This is a genomic window from Microbacterium sp. 8M (assembly GCF_902506375.1).
Classification (GTDB): Bacteria; Actinomycetota; Actinomycetes; order Actinomycetales; family Microbacteriaceae; genus Microbacterium.
This window is the reverse complement of record NZ_LR733284.1, coordinates 3323771-3340177: the sequence shown is the minus strand read 5'-3', so window position 1 is coordinate 3340177 and position 16407 is coordinate 3323771. Positions and strand designations below refer to the sequence as shown.

15 protein-coding genes are annotated in these 16407 nt (G+C 71.8%); 6 read left to right on the top strand and 9 right to left on the bottom strand.

All coding sequences use genetic code 11. The features are described 5' to 3' along the window. Positions 1–33: 33 nt before the first annotated feature. Positions 34–645 carry a TetR/AcrR family transcriptional regulator gene (locus AERO9AM_RS15770; RefSeq protein ID WP_159577007.1) on the bottom strand — a complete coding sequence of 204 codons (612 nt, stop codon included), beginning with the start codon at positions 643–645 and terminating at the stop codon, positions 34–36. Positions 646–805: 160 nt separating this feature from the next. Here AERO9AM_RS15770 and AERO9AM_RS15765 point away from each other — a divergent pair, with 160 nt between their 5' ends. The 3 genes from AERO9AM_RS15765 to AERO9AM_RS15755 all read left to right on the top strand — a co-directional run bounded on the left by AERO9AM_RS15765 (position 806) and on the right by AERO9AM_RS15755 (position 3091). Next, positions 806–1015 carry a DUF1653 domain-containing protein gene (locus tag AERO9AM_RS15765; RefSeq protein WP_159577006.1) on the top strand — a complete coding sequence of 70 codons (210 nt, stop codon included), beginning with the start codon at positions 806–808 and terminating at the stop codon, positions 1013–1015. A gap of 99 nt (positions 1016–1114) precedes the next feature. Further along, positions 1115–2212 carry an FUSC family protein gene (locus AERO9AM_RS15760; protein WP_159577005.1) on the top strand — a complete coding sequence of 366 codons (1098 nt, stop codon included), beginning with the start codon at positions 1115–1117 and terminating at the stop codon, positions 2210–2212. A gap of 66 nt (positions 2213–2278) precedes the next feature. Next, positions 2279–3091, top strand: coding sequence for an isocitrate lyase/PEP mutase family protein (locus AERO9AM_RS15755; protein WP_159577004.1), 813 nt, complete (start codon positions 2279–2281; stop codon positions 3089–3091). Positions 3092–3113: 22 nt separating this feature from the next. On the opposite strand, the gene AERO9AM_RS15750 is transcribed toward AERO9AM_RS15755, so the two are convergent. From AERO9AM_RS15750 to AERO9AM_RS15720, 7 genes are all read right to left on the bottom strand, one after another. Further along, positions 3114–4082, bottom strand: coding sequence for an aldo/keto reductase (locus tag AERO9AM_RS15750; protein WP_159577003.1), 969 nt, complete (start codon positions 4080–4082; stop codon positions 3114–3116). Positions 4083–4164: 82 nt separating this feature from the next. Continuing rightward, positions 4165–4560, bottom strand: coding sequence for a VOC family protein (locus AERO9AM_RS15745; protein ID WP_159577002.1), 396 nt, complete (start codon positions 4558–4560; stop codon positions 4165–4167). A gap of 44 nt (positions 4561–4604) precedes the next feature. Beyond that, positions 4605–5327 carry a DUF624 domain-containing protein gene (locus AERO9AM_RS15740; protein ID WP_159577001.1) on the bottom strand — a complete coding sequence of 241 codons (723 nt, stop codon included), beginning with the start codon at positions 5325–5327 and terminating at the stop codon, positions 4605–4607. Next, positions 5324–6235 carry a carbohydrate ABC transporter permease gene (locus AERO9AM_RS15735; RefSeq protein WP_159577000.1) on the bottom strand — a complete coding sequence of 304 codons (912 nt, stop codon included), beginning with the start codon at positions 6233–6235 and terminating at the stop codon, positions 5324–5326. The genes AERO9AM_RS15740 and AERO9AM_RS15735 overlap by 4 nt, the downstream gene beginning before the upstream one ends. Further along, positions 6235–7167, bottom strand: a complete 933-nt coding sequence (locus AERO9AM_RS15730; protein WP_159576999.1) for a carbohydrate ABC transporter permease — start codon at positions 7165–7167, stop codon at positions 6235–6237. The genes AERO9AM_RS15735 and AERO9AM_RS15730 overlap by 1 nt, the downstream gene beginning before the upstream one ends. A gap of 137 nt (positions 7168–7304) precedes the next feature. Continuing rightward, positions 7305–8591: an extracellular solute-binding protein gene (locus tag AERO9AM_RS15725; protein ID WP_159576998.1), complete on the bottom strand. Its 1287-nt coding sequence runs from the start codon at positions 8589–8591 to the stop codon at positions 7305–7307. Positions 8592–8653: 62 nt separating this feature from the next. Then, positions 8654–9673 (bottom strand): hydroxyacid dehydrogenase, encoded by a 1020-nt coding sequence (locus AERO9AM_RS15720; RefSeq protein WP_159576997.1) that lies wholly within the window; start codon positions 9671–9673, stop codon positions 8654–8656. A gap of 142 nt (positions 9674–9815) precedes the next feature. Here AERO9AM_RS15720 and AERO9AM_RS15715 point away from each other — a divergent pair, with 142 nt between their 5' ends. Genes AERO9AM_RS15715 through AERO9AM_RS15705 form a run of 3 tightly spaced genes read left to right on the top strand, consistent with a single transcriptional unit; the run spans position 9816 to position 15084 of the window. After that, a complete protein-coding gene (locus AERO9AM_RS15715) occupies positions 9816–11861 on the top strand; it encodes a heparinase II/III family protein (protein ID WP_159576996.1) in 2046 nt (681 codons plus the stop codon). Further along, positions 11858–13099 (top strand): LacI family DNA-binding transcriptional regulator, encoded by a 1242-nt coding sequence (locus tag AERO9AM_RS15710; protein WP_201298662.1) that lies wholly within the window; start codon positions 11858–11860, stop codon positions 13097–13099. Before AERO9AM_RS15715 ends, AERO9AM_RS15710 begins: the two co-directional genes overlap by 4 nt. Beyond that, positions 13096–15084, top strand: a complete 1989-nt coding sequence (locus AERO9AM_RS15705; protein WP_201298661.1) for a DUF2264 domain-containing protein — start codon at positions 13096–13098, stop codon at positions 15082–15084. Before AERO9AM_RS15710 ends, AERO9AM_RS15705 begins: the two co-directional genes overlap by 4 nt. A gap of 243 nt (positions 15085–15327) precedes the next feature. On the opposite strand, the gene AERO9AM_RS15700 is transcribed toward AERO9AM_RS15705, so the two are convergent. After that, the gene (locus tag AERO9AM_RS15700; protein ID WP_159577583.1) at positions 15328–16158 is read right to left on the bottom strand and encodes a VOC family protein; all 831 of its coding nucleotides are present in this window, start codon (positions 16156–16158) and stop codon (positions 15328–15330) included. Positions 16159–16407 lie beyond the last annotated feature (249 nt).

Below are 16407 nucleotides of genomic sequence, written 5' to 3'. Positions count from 1 at the left end.
TCGCGCGTCCAGGCGGTGCGCGCGCGTCGCGCCTCAGGCGGGAGGGGTGCCGCGGAGCAGGCGGTCGAGCATCTCCAGCGCCGCTTCGTGGTTGACGCTCTCGTCGAGCAGCCACTGGATCTGCAGGCCATCCGACGCCGCGATGATGAGCGCGGCCACCAGGACCGGATCGAGGTCCGTGCGGATGTGGCCGGACTGCTGCAGCCCGACGACCTGCTCGGCGATGCCCTCGCGAAGCCGGGCGAACCGGTCGGTCGCGAAGTCCTGGGCGACGGGATGGTCGTCCTCGATCGCCATCGCCACGAGCGTCGAGTACAGCTGTACGAGACCGGGGATCTGGCGGTTCGCCTCGGCGGAGGCGCTCATCGCCATCGCGGGCGTGGCGTCCGGCGGGAGGGGACGCTCGGCGCTGGGGCGGCGCTGAGACTCCCGGTAGACCTCCACGAGGAGCTCTTCCAGGGATCCGAAGTAGTGGGTCAGGGCCGCGTGCGTGACGCCGACCTCCTGCGCGATCGCGCGAAGGCTCGTCTTCTGCGAGCCGCGGCGGGCGAACACCTCGATCGCCTTGTCGAGGATCTCCTGGCGCCGGGCGATGCCCTTGCGGTAGCGGCCGGTGCTGCGGGGCGCTGCGGAGGAATCGGCCATCACCCGATGATACCGAGGCCCGCGTTTCACGCCCTGGCCGCCCGAGGCAGGTGGTGGCGATGGCACGCCCGGCATGCCAGGCTCGGTGATCGGAGTCGCAGCCGCCGGCGCCCGGCCGACCGTCGGCACGGGTGCGGGCGGGCGGGAGGACGAACGAGGCATGGCCGTCGAACCCGGCATCTATCAGCATTTCAAGGGCGCTCGATACGAGGTGATCGCCGTCGGCCGGCACAGCGAGACCGAGGAGCAGCTGGTCTTCTATCGGAAGCTCTACGACGACTACAGCTTCTGGGCGCGGCCGCTCGCGATGTTCGAGGAGCAGGTCGATCGCGACGGCTACCGCGGCCCGAGGTTCGTCCGCGTCGCCTGACCGCCCGTTTCGGGCCCGTCGGCCTCCCGCCAACAGGGCCGGACGGCCGCGCGTAGGCTGGAGGAGGCCCGGATCCGGGCCGGAACGGAGGCGGGCGGCATGACCGCACAGGTTCCGGATCCTCCGCGCCCGCCGACGGCGCTCATCCGGGTCTGGGCTCGCAGCCACTTCCTCCTGGCTCCCGCGCCGTCGCGGCGCTGGCCGATCGCGCTGCAGGCGGCGCTGTCGATGCTCATCCCGGCCGGGCTGTTCACGCTGCTCGGGCAGCCCGGGGCGGGGATGATGGCGGCCAGCGGCGCCTTCACCGCGATCTACCTCGTCGGCACCGCGCCGCGCGTGCGGATCCGGCTGCTGCCCGTCGTGGGGCTGGCGATCTTCGGCTGTGCGGCGATCGGCACCGTGCTCGCTCCGTTCCCCGTCGCGGCTGCGATCGGGCTCGTCGTGCTGTCGGTCGTCACCGCCGCCCTGCACTACGGCTTCCGGCTGGGTCCGCCGGGTCCGGTGTTCTTCGTGCTCGTCTACGGGCTCGCGACCCACCTCACGGCGGTGTCCGGCGGGCATCGGGTCGTCGAGCCGCTCCGCTTCCTGGGCGCGCTCGCCGTGGGCATCGTCATCGCGTACGCGATCGCCGTGGCGGCGCTCCTGATCGCACGAGCGCGGGGGACGGTGCCGACCGCGGCGCGCACGCAGATCGCGCGCCGGCCGCATCTGGACCGGGACGGGCGCGCACTGCTCGTGCGCGTGGCCCTGGTCGCGGTCGTCGGGACGCTGCTCAGCATGCTGTTCGTCGATCCGCAGCGGGCCTACTGGACCGTGTGCGCGGGCATCGCCGTGATCGGCGTCAACGTCGGCCGGCGCGTCGCGTTCATCCGCGGCAGTCAGCGCTTCTTCGGCACCCTGGTCGGCGCGGGCATGTTCGCGTTGCTCGGATCCGTGCCGATCCCGTCCTTCGTGCTGCCGTTCCTGCTGGCGGGCCTGCAGTTCGCGGTCGAGATCTTCGTGGTCCGCAACTACGCGCTGGCGCTCGTGTTCATCACCCCGCTCGTCCTCTTCATCATCTCCTCGGCGGCGGGCGTGAGCGGCGGACTGCCCTGGGACCTCATCATGGAGCGGGTCGTCGACACCCTCATCGGGGCGGTGCTGGGCGCCGCCACGGGCATCGTCCATCCCCGTTCGGATGCGCACCCGCGGCGCTGAGCCCGAAGGCGACACGCCCTCCGCGCGCGCTTGACGTCGCGCGGGCCCGCGCGGTACCCCGGAGTCATGGCCTCGAACGATGACCGCGCAGCCGCCTTCCTCGCCCTGCACCGCAGCGGAGGTCTCGTGCTGCCGAACGCCTGGGATCCGGGTTCCGCGCGCATCCTGGCCCAGCTCGGCTTCCCGGCGATCGCCACGACCAGCGCCGGCATCGCCTGGTCGCTCGGGGTGCCGGACGGGGGCGCGCTCGACCTCGACACGATGCTCGAGAAGGTCGCCGCGATCGTCGCGGCGGTCGACGTGCCGGTGACCGCCGACCTCGAGGCGGGCTATGGCGATGATCCGCAGGACGTGGCACGCACGGTCCTGCGCGCCACCGACGTCGGCGTGGTCGGGGCCAATCTCGAGGACGCGGTGGAGGACGTGCTGTTCGGCGTCGACGAGGCGGCCGAGCGGATCGCGGCGGCGCGCGACGCGGCGCCCCGCGGCACGTTCGTGATCAACGCGCGCACCGACGCGTACTTCAGGCCGGGCGCCCACGATCCGTTCGTCGAGACGGTGGCGCGAGCGCGGCGCTACGTCGAGGCCGGAGCGGACTGCGTGTTCGTGCCGGGGGTGGGCGACGAGGACACGATCCGCCGCCTCGCCGCGGAGATCCCGGCCCCGCTGAACATCGTGGCGGGGCTCGCCGCGCACGTCATCCCGGTGCCGGAGCTCTTCGCGCTCGGGGTGAGGCGGGTGAGCCTGGGCGGCAGCCTGGCACGCGCCGCACTCACTGCGCTCGAGCGTGCCGGCCGCGAACTGCTCGACACCGGCACGCTCGGGTTCCTCGACGGCGCGCTGCCGTACGCCGAGGTGCAGCGGCGGTTCGCCGACTGAAGGGCGGACCGCCGCTGTCCGGTCAGCGTCCGATGCTGGACATGTCGGCGTAGCGATCGCCTGCCGCGGACGGGAGTGCATCGAGGGCCGCGAGGTGCTCTGCGGTGAGCACGAGCGCGTCCGCTGCGACGTTCTCCTCGAGGCGGGAGACGCGCTTCGTGCCGGGGATCGGCGCGATGTCGTCCCCTTGCGCGAGCACCCACGCCAGGGCGACCTGTGCCGGCGTGGCATCGAGGTCGGCGGCGACCGCCTCGACGGCATCCACGATCCGCAGGTTGGCATCGAGGTTCTCTCCGACGAAGCGCGGATTGCTGCGGCGGAAATCGCCGGCGTCGAGAGCGTCGGCCGAGCGGATCGCGCCGGTGAGGAAGCCGCGGCCGAGCGGTGAGTACGGCACGAGGCCGATGCCCAGTTCGCGCAGCACCGGCAGCAGCTGCTCGGCGGGCTCCCGTGTCCACAGCGAGTACTCGGTCTCCAGCGCCGTCACCGGATGCACGGCGTGCGCGCGGCGGAGCGTCTGCTCCCCGGCCTCGGAGAGACCGTAGTGCAGGATCTTCCCCTCGGCGACCAGCTCGGCGAGGGCGCCCACGGTCTCTTCGATCGGCGTCTGCGGATCCATCCGGTGCTGGTAGTAGAGGTCGATGCGGTCGGTGCCGAGGCGCCGCAGCGACCCCTCGACCGAGCGGCGCACGTTCTCCGGGGTGCCGTCGAGTCGCCGGCCGCCGTCCTTTCCCGGAAGGATGCCGAACTTCGTGGCGATCACGACGCCGTCGCGTCGTCCCGCCAGGGCACGGCCGACCAGCTCCTCGTTCGTGTGCGGACCGTACATCTCCGCAGTGTCGAGCATGGTGACGCCGAGGTCGAGCGCCCGGTGGATCGTGCGGATGGACTCGGCCTCGTCCGTGTTCGCGCCGGAGTAGAAGGCCGACATGCCCATGCAGCCGAGGCCGAGCCGGCCGACGGAGAGGGTGCCGAGAGTCGCGTGCTTCATGAGAGCCTTTCGGAGTGGGGGTGATGCGGGCCGCGCCCCACGCTACGACTTCGAGCGCACTCTAAGTCAAGCGATCACCGGCTCAGTTCGCCGCGAGCACCGAAAGCACGTTGCCTGCGGGGTCCGTGAACCAGGCGATGTCCGGCCCGCGACCGGGGCCGCCGTGCGCGATGCCCTTCTCATCGGTGCCGAAGTCCGGATCCGTGTAGATCTTCGTGACGACGCCGCGGGCGTTGAGGTCGTCGACCGCCGCCTCGACGTCATCGACGGGGAAGTTCAGGATCGTGAAGCTCGCGGGCGTGTGGTTCGGCTTGGCGTACACGAGGATGGACCCGCCCTGCGGCAGCTCGATGTCGAGGAAGCCCATCGCGTTCGTCGACACGTTCATGCCCAGTGTCTCGCCGTAGAAGGTCCGAGCCGCATCGATGTCGTCGACGCTGAAGCCGCTGAAGGCGTGAGTGGTCTGGAATCCGGTCATGGCTCCAGCATGCGCCCCGGCAGGGCTCGCGTCCAGGGCCGGGCTCAGCCCGCAGCGGCCTCGGTCTCCAGGGCTCGGCGGTACGCGAAGTCGGCGTTCGCGAACACGACGTAGAGCAGCAGCCCCGGCGCGAGCGCGCCGAGCACCGGCTGGACGAGGACGGCTGCCGCCGCGGTCCCGAGCAGCGCGAGCGCGAACACGCTGAAGTACCAGCGCCGCACCGCGAGATAGACGGCCGCCTTCACGATCGCCCGGACCGACGCCTGCGGGTACAGCACCAGTCCCGCGACGGCCGTCGTGCAGGTGGCGACCGCCCACGCGGCCGCCACACCCAGCGTGGGGGCGGCGAGCGCAGCCCACGGCGTGCCGGTGAGGATCGCGCCGTCGTACAGCACGAAGCCGACCACGAGCGCGGTGGCGAGGCCGATCAGCGCGGCGGCCGCACCGCGCCGGCGATAGCCGTGCCAGAACGCGGCGAACGGCCGCGGCGGCTCGTCGCCCCGCAGGCGCCGGAACACCTCGAACGCCCCGGCGAGCGACGGCGCGAGCGTGAGCGAGGCCAGCAGGGCGCTCGGCCACGCCTGCAGCGCATCGCGGGCGACGAACAGCAGCACGGCGAGCGGGAGGTTCGCGAGCACGAGCAGCAGATCCGTCATCAGGATCGCGTACGCGTATCCGAACATCGACTCCATGGTCTCCTGCGGCAGCCGCAGGAACCCGCGCCGCGGCCTTCCGGTCCGACCGCGCTCCGCCGGCATGGCGCTCATCCCTTCATCCCGCTCGTCGCGATCCCGGCGATGAAGTAGCGCTGTCCGGCGAGGAAGATGACGAGGATCGGGACGATGCTGATCACCGAACCGGTCATGATCATCGCGTACTGCGCGGAGTACTGGCCGATGAACGACTGCAGGCCGATCTGCACGGTCCACAGCTGATTGCTCGACAGGTAGATGAACGGACCCATGTAGTCGTTCCATGTGTTCACGAACGTGAGCAGCGCGAGCGAGGCGAGCGCGGGCTTCGACAGCGGCAGCACGATGCGGGCCCAGATGCCGTAGTCGGTGAGCCCGTCGATGCGCGCGGCCTCGGTCAGCTCGTCCGGGATCGACATGTAGTACTGCCGCATCAGGAAGACGCCGAACGCCCCGAACGCCTGCAGCAGGATCAGCGCCAGGAACGTGTTGGTGAGCCCCGCCTTCTGCATCATCACGTACTGCGGGATCATGTAGGCCTGCCACGGCACCGCGATCGTGGCGATGTAAGCGAGGAACAGGGCGTCGCGGCCGGGGAAGCGCACCTTAGAGAAGCCGTACGCGGCGAAGCTGCCGGTGAGCACCTGCAGGGTCGTGATCACGATCGACAGGAACGCGGAGTTGGCGAGGTAGCCGGCCATCGGGATCTCGGTCCAGATCTTCGCGTAGTTGGTCCACACAAACGTCTTCGGGATCCACTGGATCGGCACGGTCAGCACGTCGACGTCGTTCTTCAGCGACGACGACAGCATCCAGAAGAACGGCAGCAGCACGATCCCCAGCAGTGCGACGAGGAGCACGTACATCGCGGCCTGGCCGATCCGCGTGCGGGTGCGGGCGCGGCTGCGGCGAACGGGCGGCCGCGGGACGGCCCGGTCGGCGCCGGTGACCTCGCGCACGAGATCGGTGGTGAGAGCGCTCATCAGCGTTCCCTCCTCTGCTGGATCCGGAACTGGAAGACGGTGACGACGAGCACGATCACGAACAGCACGAGTGAGATCGCGGAGGCGTAGCCGAACTGGCCGTTGATGATGCCGTCCTGGTAGATGAGCTGGGAGAGCACGAGCGTCGCGCGCCCCGGCCCGCCCTGCGTCATCACGAAGATCAGGTCGAACACCTTGAAGCTCGACACGCTCAGCAGCACGAGCACGAGGAACGTCGTGGGGCGCAGCGACGGGAGCGTGATGCTCCAGAACTTGCGCCAGCCGCCGGCGCCGTCCACCGATGCGGCTTCGTAGTACTCGTTCGGGATGGCCTGGAGTCCCGCGAGGAAGAGCACCATGTAGTACCCCATGTCGCGCCAGACGCCGGTGATGATCACCGCGGGCAGTGCCCAGCCCGTGCTCGCCGTCCAGCCCGGCGGATGGGCGATGCCGAGCGTCTGCAGGAACTGGTTGATCGGTCCGCTGGTGGGGTTGAACAGCATGTTCCAGACGATCGCGATCGCCACGAGCGAGGTGATGTAGGGGAAGAAGATCGCCACTCGGAAGAAGGCGATGCCGCGCAGCTTCTGGTTCAGCAGGAGGGCGAGGCCGAGCGCGAACGCCAGGGTCAGCGGCACGTGGCCGACGGCGTAGAGCACGGTGTTCAGCAGCGCGATGCGGAAGTTGTCGTCGCCGAACAGGCGGGTGAAGTTGCGGATCCCGACGAACTGGGGGTCGTTGAAGCCGTCCCACTTCATGAAGGCCAGCCCGAACGCCGCGATCACGGGGACCAGGGTGAACAGGGCGAAGCCGAGGAAGTTCGGCAGGACGAAGCTCCAGCCGACGAGGATGCTGCGCAGGCGCATCCGGCGCCCTGCCGCGGCGCGCGACGGCGACGCCGTGGCGGGTGGTCGATCTGCGGTCGTGGTCATGTCGGTGCTCCGGCTCGGGTGGATGTGGCGGGGGCGGCGGGTCCTTCGCGTCGCTGCGCTCGCTCAGGAACCGGTGGTGGGCCGGTCCCTGAGCGAGGAGCGCAGCGACGAGACGAAGGGCGCTCAGCGACCGTGTGTCACTGCTGCAGGACCTCGTTCTTCACGCGGTCCGCCATCTCGGCGAGGCCGTCGTCGACGGACTTGCTGCCCGTCATGATGAGCTCGTGCTCCTGCTTGAGGACGCCGCCCATCGCCGCGGCATCCGGTCCGGTGGGGCCGTCGGCGCGGATCGTGTCGGGCGCGAAGGCCTTCTTCGACAGCGCGTCCTGCGGCATGCCCTCGAGGGCGAAGTACGCCTTCGTGATCTCGTCGCTGTGGTACGCCGGGACGATGCCCGCGCCGGCCACCGCCTCGGCCCCCTCCGGGCCCGCGGCGAACTCCAGGAACTTCTTCGCGGCGGCGGCGTTCTTCGCGTTCTTGTTGATCGCGAAACCGGTCGGCCCGCCCATCGTGGTGATCTTGCCGCCGGCCTTGCGCTGCGGGACCGGGGCGATGCCCCAGTTCACGCTCGTCGTGCCGGCCTTCTTGTCGGCCAGCAGCGGCGCGATCAGCCACGTGCCCATCGGCACCATGGCGGCCTTGCCGGTCTCGAACATGTTGGCGTACCCGGTCTTCGTGCTGTTCGCGGTGGCCCAGTCCATGGTGGATCCGGCCTTCTGCATCTCCAGCGTGACGTCGTACTGGTCGGACATCCAGGAGTAGTCCGCCTTGTCGTACGGCTTGTCCTGCTGCGCCGCAGCGTAGCCCTGCACCATCGAGTTCCAGGTGTGGATGTACGCACCGTACGTCTTGGAAGCGCCATCGCCGGTGGTGAGCTTCTTCGCGGCCGCCGCGAACTCGTCCCAGGTCAGGTTGTCCGGATCCTCGACGCCCGCGGCCTTGAAGAGGTCCTTGTTGTAGTACAGGACGTGGAAGTCCTGCCGGTAGGGCGCGGCGTAGTAGGCGCCCTTGTACTTGTACTGCTCGGTGGCGGGGATCTTGTCCTTCGGCAGAGCGGCGATGACGTCGTCCACCTTCTGGAACTGCTGCTTCTGCATGTAGCCGCCGAAGTCGGTGAGGTTCTTCACCGTGATGATGTCGGTGCTGTCGCCTCCTGCCAGCATGGTCGTGATCTTGTCCTCGTAGTTGACGGACGGGATGTCCACCGGCTGGATCGTGATGTTCGGGTTGGCCTTCTGGAAGGCGGTGATCAGCGCGGTGAACTCGGGGGTCTTCTGCAGGTCCCACAGCGCGATGGACACGGTGGCGGGCGCGCCGTCCTCCGTGCTCGTGGAGGTGGACGCGGGCGCGGACGTGCCGGCGCAGCCGGCGAGCACGAGCGCTGCGGCGGCCACGGTGCCGACGGCGATGAGCCTTCTCTTCATGCGGGGTTCTCCTTTGAACGGATGAGGTGATGCGGATCGGGTGGTGCGAGTGGGGACGGGCCTCAGGCGCTCAGCTGCAGGGCGTCGAGGGTGACCTCTTCCCACAGCGGCTCGCCGGCGGCGTAGCGTTCGAGCTCGTCGAGCGCCGCGTCGGTCATGCGGAACAGCTCGGATCCCAGGGATCCGGCCAGGTGCGGCGTGATCATGACGTTCGGCAGCGGGAACAGCGGGGAGCCCTCCGGCAGCGGCTCGGGGTCGGTCACGTCGAGGATCGCGTTCAGCCGGCCGCTGCCGCACTCGCGCTCGAGGGCGGCGGTGTCGATGAGGCTGCCGCGCGCGGTGTTGATCACGGTCGCGTGGTCGGGCAGAGCGGCCAGCTGCTCCGCGCCGATCATGTGGCGGGTGGAGGGCAGCTCTGGCGCGTGCAGGGAGAGCACGTCGACGCGCGGCAGCAGCGCCTCGAGCGAGGTGTGCACGCCGCCGGCCGCGGCGATCTCGTCCGGATCCGCGTACGGGTCCGCGACGAGCACAGTCACGTCGTCGAGCTGCTGGAGCACGCTCACGACGCGGCGGCCGACCCGGCTGAAGCCGACGACGCCGATCGTGCGCCCGAAGTTGCTGAGTTCGCCGAAGCGCTCCGCCTGCAGACCGTTCAGCCGGCGCGAGGCCGGGTCGGCGGCGATGAAGGGGGCCTTCTTGCCGGCGAAGATCACGGCCGCGAGCGTGAACTCCGCGACCGGTGCGGCGTTGACGTCGGCGACCGAGGCCGCCCGGATCCCGCGCGCCCAGAACTCGTCGCTCACCTGAGGCCGGATCGATCCGGCGCAGTGCAGCATCGCGCGCAGCTTCGGCAGGCGGGCCAGCCGCTGCGCGTCCAGGCGCGGGGCGCCCCAGCCGGTCAGCAGCACCTCCACCTCGGCCAGCCGTCCGGCGAGGGCCGGGTCGTCGAGGTCGTCGGTGAAGACCGGATCCGGCACCGTCGCGAGACGGCGGAGGCGGGTGATCCGGGCGTCGTCGAACTGCCGCTCGAACACCTCTCGCGACATCACGACAAGAGCGTTGGGGGTGGTGGATGCGGTCATCGCCGGCGGTTCCCATCCTTCGTCTGAACCCGACGAAGCAGGGCATTGCATCGTCGCTGAACTCAGTAGATACTCGGACTCGTTCGAGACGAAATCAAACATTCAAAGTCGAACAGATACCAGCACAAACGAAGGTTGAGTCATGACGCGGAACCTCGAGGCGGACGCCCTTTCCCGGGTCAGCGCGCACGCGACACCGCCGCCCGGGACGGTCGTGGAGACCGCGGAATTCCGCGGCCCGCTGTTCGCCGCCTGGGGCGACGCCATGCGCGAGGCCGCGCTGCACGCGGCCCTCGGCGACGTGCCGCCGGAGCGCCTCCGGCAGCGGTCGGGGATCCCGCCGATCACGCGCCGCGACGTGTGGGCGCAGGCGGATCCGATCACGCTCGAACGGATCCGGAGCGCCGCGCAGGCCGATCTCGGCCGGCCCTGGCCCGACGCGCTGGGCTCGCTCTTCGCCCGCTACGTGCGCGACGGCGACCGCGCGACCTACGAGGGCGCGGTGTCGGAGCGCCAGCAGCGGCTCACCCGCGCCGTGATCGCGGCCGCGGCGACCGAGGAGCAGCGCTGGATCGATGAGGCGGCCGACGGCGTCGTGGTGCTGTGCGAGCAGAGCACCTGGTCACTGCCTGCGCATGACGACGCGCACGCCCGGCGCGGGTTCGTGCTCCCGGACGTCACCGCGCCGTACCTCGACCTGGTCGCCGGCGAGATCGTGGCGCAGCTCGCGGTCGCCGACCGCATTCTGGGGCCGCGGTGGGACGAGAGCTGGCCGGGCCTCCGCGAGCGCATCCGGCACGAGGCCGAGGTGCGCGTGTTCACCCCGTTCGAGACCCGCGACGACCTGTGGTGGCTCGGCTACTGGCGCGAGGTGAACAACTGGAACCCGTGGATCCTCGGCAACGTGCTGCTCGCCGCGGTGCTGCTGCTCGACGACGCCGGACGCATCGCGCGTCTGCTCGCGCGGGCGCTGGACAGCCTCGACCGCTACCTCGCTGAGCTGCCCGCCGACGGCGCGATCGACGAGGGGGTCGCGTACTGGTGGAACGGCGCGGGACGGATGCTCGAGCTGCTCGACCTCGTGACGTCCCTCACCGACGGGGGTCTCGATGCGCGCACCGTCCCGGTCGTGGCCGAGACGCTGCGCTTCCCGATGCGCATGCACCTGGGCGGGCAGTGGTACGTGAACGTGGCCGACGGCTGGGCCCGCTCGCGCGGGCATGAGCCGTGGCAGCTGCCGTTCCGCTGGGGCGGGCTCATCGGCGACGCGCGGGTCACCGCCTGGGCACGCGCCGCACGCCGCCCGGGGGAGCCCGTGGCGGACGCGTCCGGCGGTCTGCCCCGCCTCGTCCGCGCACTCGTCGACGACGCCTGGCGCGACGCGACGCCGGCGGAGCCACCGCTTCCGGAGGCGGTGTGGCTGGGATCGGTGCAAGTGCTCGTGCGCCGGGGAGCGGCGGGCTCGGCGGAGGGGCTCGCGCTCGCCGCGAAGGGCGGCACGAACGACGAGAACCACAACCACAAGGACCTGGGATCCTTCATCGTCGCGGCCGGCGGGCGGCCGCTGCTCGTTGATGTCGGCAAGCCGACCTACACCGCGCAGACCTTCAGCGCCGAGCGGTACGGGATCCGCGCGATGCAGAGCGGCTGGCACAACGCGCCTGCTCCGCTCGGTCTCGAGCAGGGCGAGGGGCCTGCCTTCTCGGCGCAGGTGGTCAGTGCGCCGCGGGGCGAGCCGGATCCCGCGACCGAGGCGGGGCCGGGGGTCGAGGCCGATCCGTCGCTCGAGCTCGAGCTGTCGGGTGCGTACCCGCTCCCCGACGGCGACTCCTGGCGGCGCACCTTCCGGGTCGGCCGCGCGGATGGAACGGCCCCCGCGGGGGAGCCCGTCCGGCGGATCGAGGTCGCCGACGTGTGGCGGTTGCACGAGGCGGGCGCGAACCGGGTGCACCTCGTCGCGGCGGGGGCCGTCGCGCGCACGGACGGCGGTGTCGAGATCGCCGCCGACGAGCACCGGATCCGGGTCACCGCGGTCCGCGACGACGCGCCCGTCGAGCCCGCGCTCGAGGTGTGGGAGCTCGACGACCCCGAGCTCGTCGGGATCTGGGGGCCGCGCCTCACCCGCCTCGGATACGCCGTCCCCGGGCGCACCGGAACGCTCACCACCGTCATCGAGGAGCTCTCATGAGCGCGAAGGATCCGCTGTTCGCCCTGCAGCGCCGGGAGCGCATCATGGACGAGATCCGCGAGCACGGATCCGTCAGCGTCTCCGCCATCGCGGGGCGCCTCGGCGTCAGCGAACTCACCGTGCGCCGCGACATCAACACGCTCGCCCAGCAGGGACTCGTCACCCGCGTGCACGGCGGTGCGACGCTGCGCAGCTCGATCGAACCGGGTCTGAGCCCCGCCCTCGCCGGCCACGACCCGGGCGTCACCCGCTACACGATCGGCATGGTCGTGCCCTCGCTCGACTACTACTGGCCGCCGATCGTGCACGGGGCCAGGGCACAGGCCGCCCAGCTGCGCGCCCGGCTGCTGCTGCGCGCCTCCACCTACGAGCTGCGCGACAACCGCCGTCAGGTCGAGGCGCTGCTGAACACGCCGGGACTGCACGGACTCATCGTCGCCCCGGACACCGCAGGCGAGGCGGGCGTGCAGATGCTCGAGTGGCTCGACTCGCTCCCCGTGCCGGTGGTGCTCGCCGAGCGGCGCGTGCGCGCGGCGGCGGCCGCGCCGCATCTGGAGTCGGTCGTCTCCGACCATGCGGCGGGCGCCGCCCTCGCGGTGCGGCACCTGCACGAGGCGGGTCACGAGCGGATCGGTCTCATCCTGGAGAGCGAGATGCCGACCGGACGGCACGTGCGCCGCGGTTGGCGCGACACGCTGCGCGCGCTCGGCCTGCCGTTCGACGTCGCCATGCTGAGCGGCGTGCGCTTCGACGCTCCGGGACGCGAGCGGGAGATGGACGAGGCGCTGCGGCGGATCCGCGAGACCGGCACCACGGCCGTGATCGTGCTGCCGGATCCGCAGGCGATCGCCCTCGAGCAGCACGCCCTGGACCGGGGCATCAGGGTGCCGCACGACCTCGCGATCGTCGCCTACGACGACGACGTCGCCCGCTTCGGCGACCCCGCCATCACCGCCGTCCGTCCGCCCAAGCAGCACGTCGGCCGGGAGGCGGTCAACCTGCTCGTCGCGAGGCTCGAGTCGGGCAGCGGGCGCCCCGCGTTCCGCGTGAAGCTCAGCCCCGAGCTGCACGTGCGCGAGTCGTCGCTGCGTCCCGTCATCGACGTCGACTCCGCCGTCCCGCCCGCTGCCTCGCACCCCGTCCCGCCCGCTGCCTCGCACCCCGTCCCGCCCGCTGCCGAACCCGTCCCGCCGGCTGCCGGACCCGTCGCCGAACCCGTCCTGGAGGACACCCCGTGACCGTCTTCGACCCCGCACGCCTGGCCCTGCCTCCCGAGGACCGCACGCTCTCACCGCACACCGGCTGGACGCGCGCGCACTGGGAGGCCGTCGCCGACCACCTGCTGCTTTCGCTGAGGCCGTACTTCACCCCGACCCGCAGCCAGGTGCGCCTGCCCGGGCAGGTGAGCAGCAGCGGCGCGGACAGCGACGGCCTCGAGGGGTTCGCACGCTCGTTCATGCTGTTCGCATTCCGCCTCGCCGGGGAGCGCGGAGCGGATCCGCACGGCTTCCTGGACTGGTACCGTGACGGGCTCGTCGCCGGGACGGATCCTGACAACCCGGAGCGCTGGATCCTCCCCGCCGAGCAGGCGCAGGCCGAGGTCGAGGCGGCGTCGATCGCGCTCGGACTGCAGCTCACCCGGCCGTGGCTGTGGGACACGCTCGACGCGGACGCGCGGCAGCGCATCGTGGCGTGGCTCGCCCTGAGCCCTGCGGGCTGGTACCCGGACAACAACTGGCTCTGGTTCCGGATCACCGTGGAGACCTTCCTGACCTCCGTCGGCGGCCCGCACGATCCCGCCCGCATCACCGCCGACCTCGCCCGCATCGAGGACTACTACCGCACCGACGGCTGGTGGGCGGACGGACCGATGCGCAACTACGACCACTACTGCGGCTGGGCGATGCACCTGTACCCGCTGCTGTGGGCCGGATCCGCAGGTTCGGAGGGGTTCGGCTCCGCGACGCTCGCCCCGGTCTTCCGGGCGCGGCTGGCCGACTTCCTCGACGACTGCGCGTCGCTGATCGGCGCCGATGGCATGCCCCTGCTGCAGGGGCGCAGCCTGATCTACCGGTTCGCCACGGCGGCGCCGCTGTGGATGGGCGCGGTCACGGGCGCCACCCGGCTGTCGCTGGGAACGCTGCGCCGTGCCGCCTCCGCGGAGCTGCGCGCCTTCGTGGAGCGCGGTGCGATCGACGAGCGCGGCCTGCTCACGATGGGTCTGTTCGGCGAGTGGCCCGCCATGGCGCAGACGTACTCGGGCGCCGGCTCGCCGTACTGGGGGTCGAAGGGCTTCCTCGGGCTGCTGCTGCCCGCCGACCACCCGGTGTGGACCGCGGTGGAGGAGCCCCTGCCGATCGAGCGCGGCGACGTGCGCCGCGTGATCCGCGCGGCCGGCTGGCTCGTCAGCGGCACCGCCGCCGACGGCATCGTGCGGGTGATCAACCACGGAGCCGATCACGCGCTCGAGGGCGACCGCAGCGGAGACTCGCCGCTGTACGCGCGGTTCGGCTACTCCAGTGCGACGCTGCCGCCGCTCACCGGGGCGACGATCGACGACCCCGTCGACAGCATGGTGGGCGCGCTCGATGCCGCAGGGCGCTCGACGCACCGCACCGGGTTCGCGCGCGGTGCGATCGGCGACGACGGCGTGGCCGCCTACGCGGTCTCCGTGGCCGACGCGCACTGGGTGGACTCGAGCGCCGATGGCCCGACCTACGACCACGGATCCGGCCGACCCGGCGTCGTGACGGACGGGCCGCTGCTCGCGACGGCCAGCGTCGTGCGGGGCTCGTGGGAGGTGCGCGCGACCCGGCGCCTGCCCCGCGACGGCGTCTCTGCGGAGCCGCTCCCGGTGCGGGTGAGCGGGTGGCCGCTGAGCGCTGCGACCGAGGGCGAGGCGGACGTCCAGGGCGATGCGGTCGTCGTCGCGCTCGACGGGGTGCGGTCCGAGCTGCGGGTGCTGTCGGGCATCGGCGGTGGCGCGGTCACCGCGTCGGCGCGCACGGAGACGGGCACGTCGCCGATCGGGGAGGTCACGGCGATCCCTCGGCTGGAGTTCGCCGCGGTCGCCGAGGGCGACGTGGTCGTCGCCGCGGTGCGCCTCGGGCGGGGTGCCGAGGCGGCGCCGAGCGCGGCGGTCGTGCCGGCGGCTGACGGCGGTGCGACCGTGTGCGTCACGTGGCCTGACGGTGCGGTCTCGGCCGTGCAGCTGCCGGGCTGAGCGCGCGGCGAGTGGGCGGCGTGCGAGTGGGCCGCGTGCGGGTGGGCGGGGCGGCTGAGCCCGGGTGGGCTGAGCGCAGGGTCGGCTGACGCCGGGGTCGGCTGAGCGCAGGGTCGGCTGACGCCGGGGTCGGCTGAGCGCAGGGTCGGCTGAGCCCGGGTCGGCTGCGCGCAGGGTCGGCTGAGCGCAGGAGCCGACGCGTCCGCGTGCTGTGGCCGGCGGCTCCGCCAACCGATGCGCGCGTCAGGCCGCGGCGGTGAGGCGGATGGAGTTCGCCCAGGGATCCTCGAACGCCAGCGTCTGCCCGTCGTCGCGCACGGGGGCGCCGAAATGCGTCATGCGCTCGGCGACGGATCCGAGGTCGTCCGCCGTGGGCAGCACGATGTCGACGCGGCCGAGGCCGAGCGCCGGGGTGCGCGGGCCGGCGCCGGCGCTGTTCCAGGTGTTCATCGCCATGTGGTGGTGATACCCGCCGGCGCTCACGAACAGAGCGGATCCGCCCAGCTCCGCGGTGGTCTCGAAGCCGAGACGGCGCACGTAGAACTCGCGTGCCGAGGCCACGTCGCCCACCGACAGGTGCACGTGCCCGACCACGGCGCCGCCGATCACCGGGTCCTCGGTGCCGGCCTCGGTGAGGTGCTGTCCGAGGAACGCGTTCGGATCCAGGTACAGGGTGTCCATCTCGATGCGGCCGTGCGTCCAGCTCCACTGGGTGCGGTCGCGGTCCCAGTACAGCTCGACGCCGTTGCCCTCCGGGTCGGTGAAGTAGAAGGCCTGGCTCACCAGATGGTCTGCGCTGCCGGTGAACGTGCCGGGGGCGCGGCGCGCGACCGAGTACAGAGCCGCGGCGAGGGCCGCCTGGGTCTCGAACAGGATCGCGGTGTGGAACAGCCCTGCGGACCGCGGCGCCGCGTGACGCAGGTCGGGGCTGTGCTGCAGGATCACGACGGGGGTCGTGCCGCGGCCGAGGACCACGCGGTCGCCGCCGGCCGACAGCACCCGCAGCGTCACCGCGTCGCGGTAGTACGCGGTCATGGCGTCGAGATCGGCGACGAGCAGCGTCACCGCACCCATCGCAGTGTCGGCGGCGAGGAGGTCGGCGGAGGGGATGGTCACCGTCTATGCAACCGAATGGATCCAGGATCCATTCCGCATCTCCCGCTCCTGCTCCTGGTTCGCCGAGCCACCCCTCTTTGCGCGAGCCACCCCTCTGTGCGCCGCATTCAAGGGGGTGGCTCCGCGCAAAAGGGGTGGCTCGGCAGACGAACGGCGCGAGGCGCGGCGCGGGGGCGCGAGGGCAGGGCGCGCGAGGCGCGGCGGGGC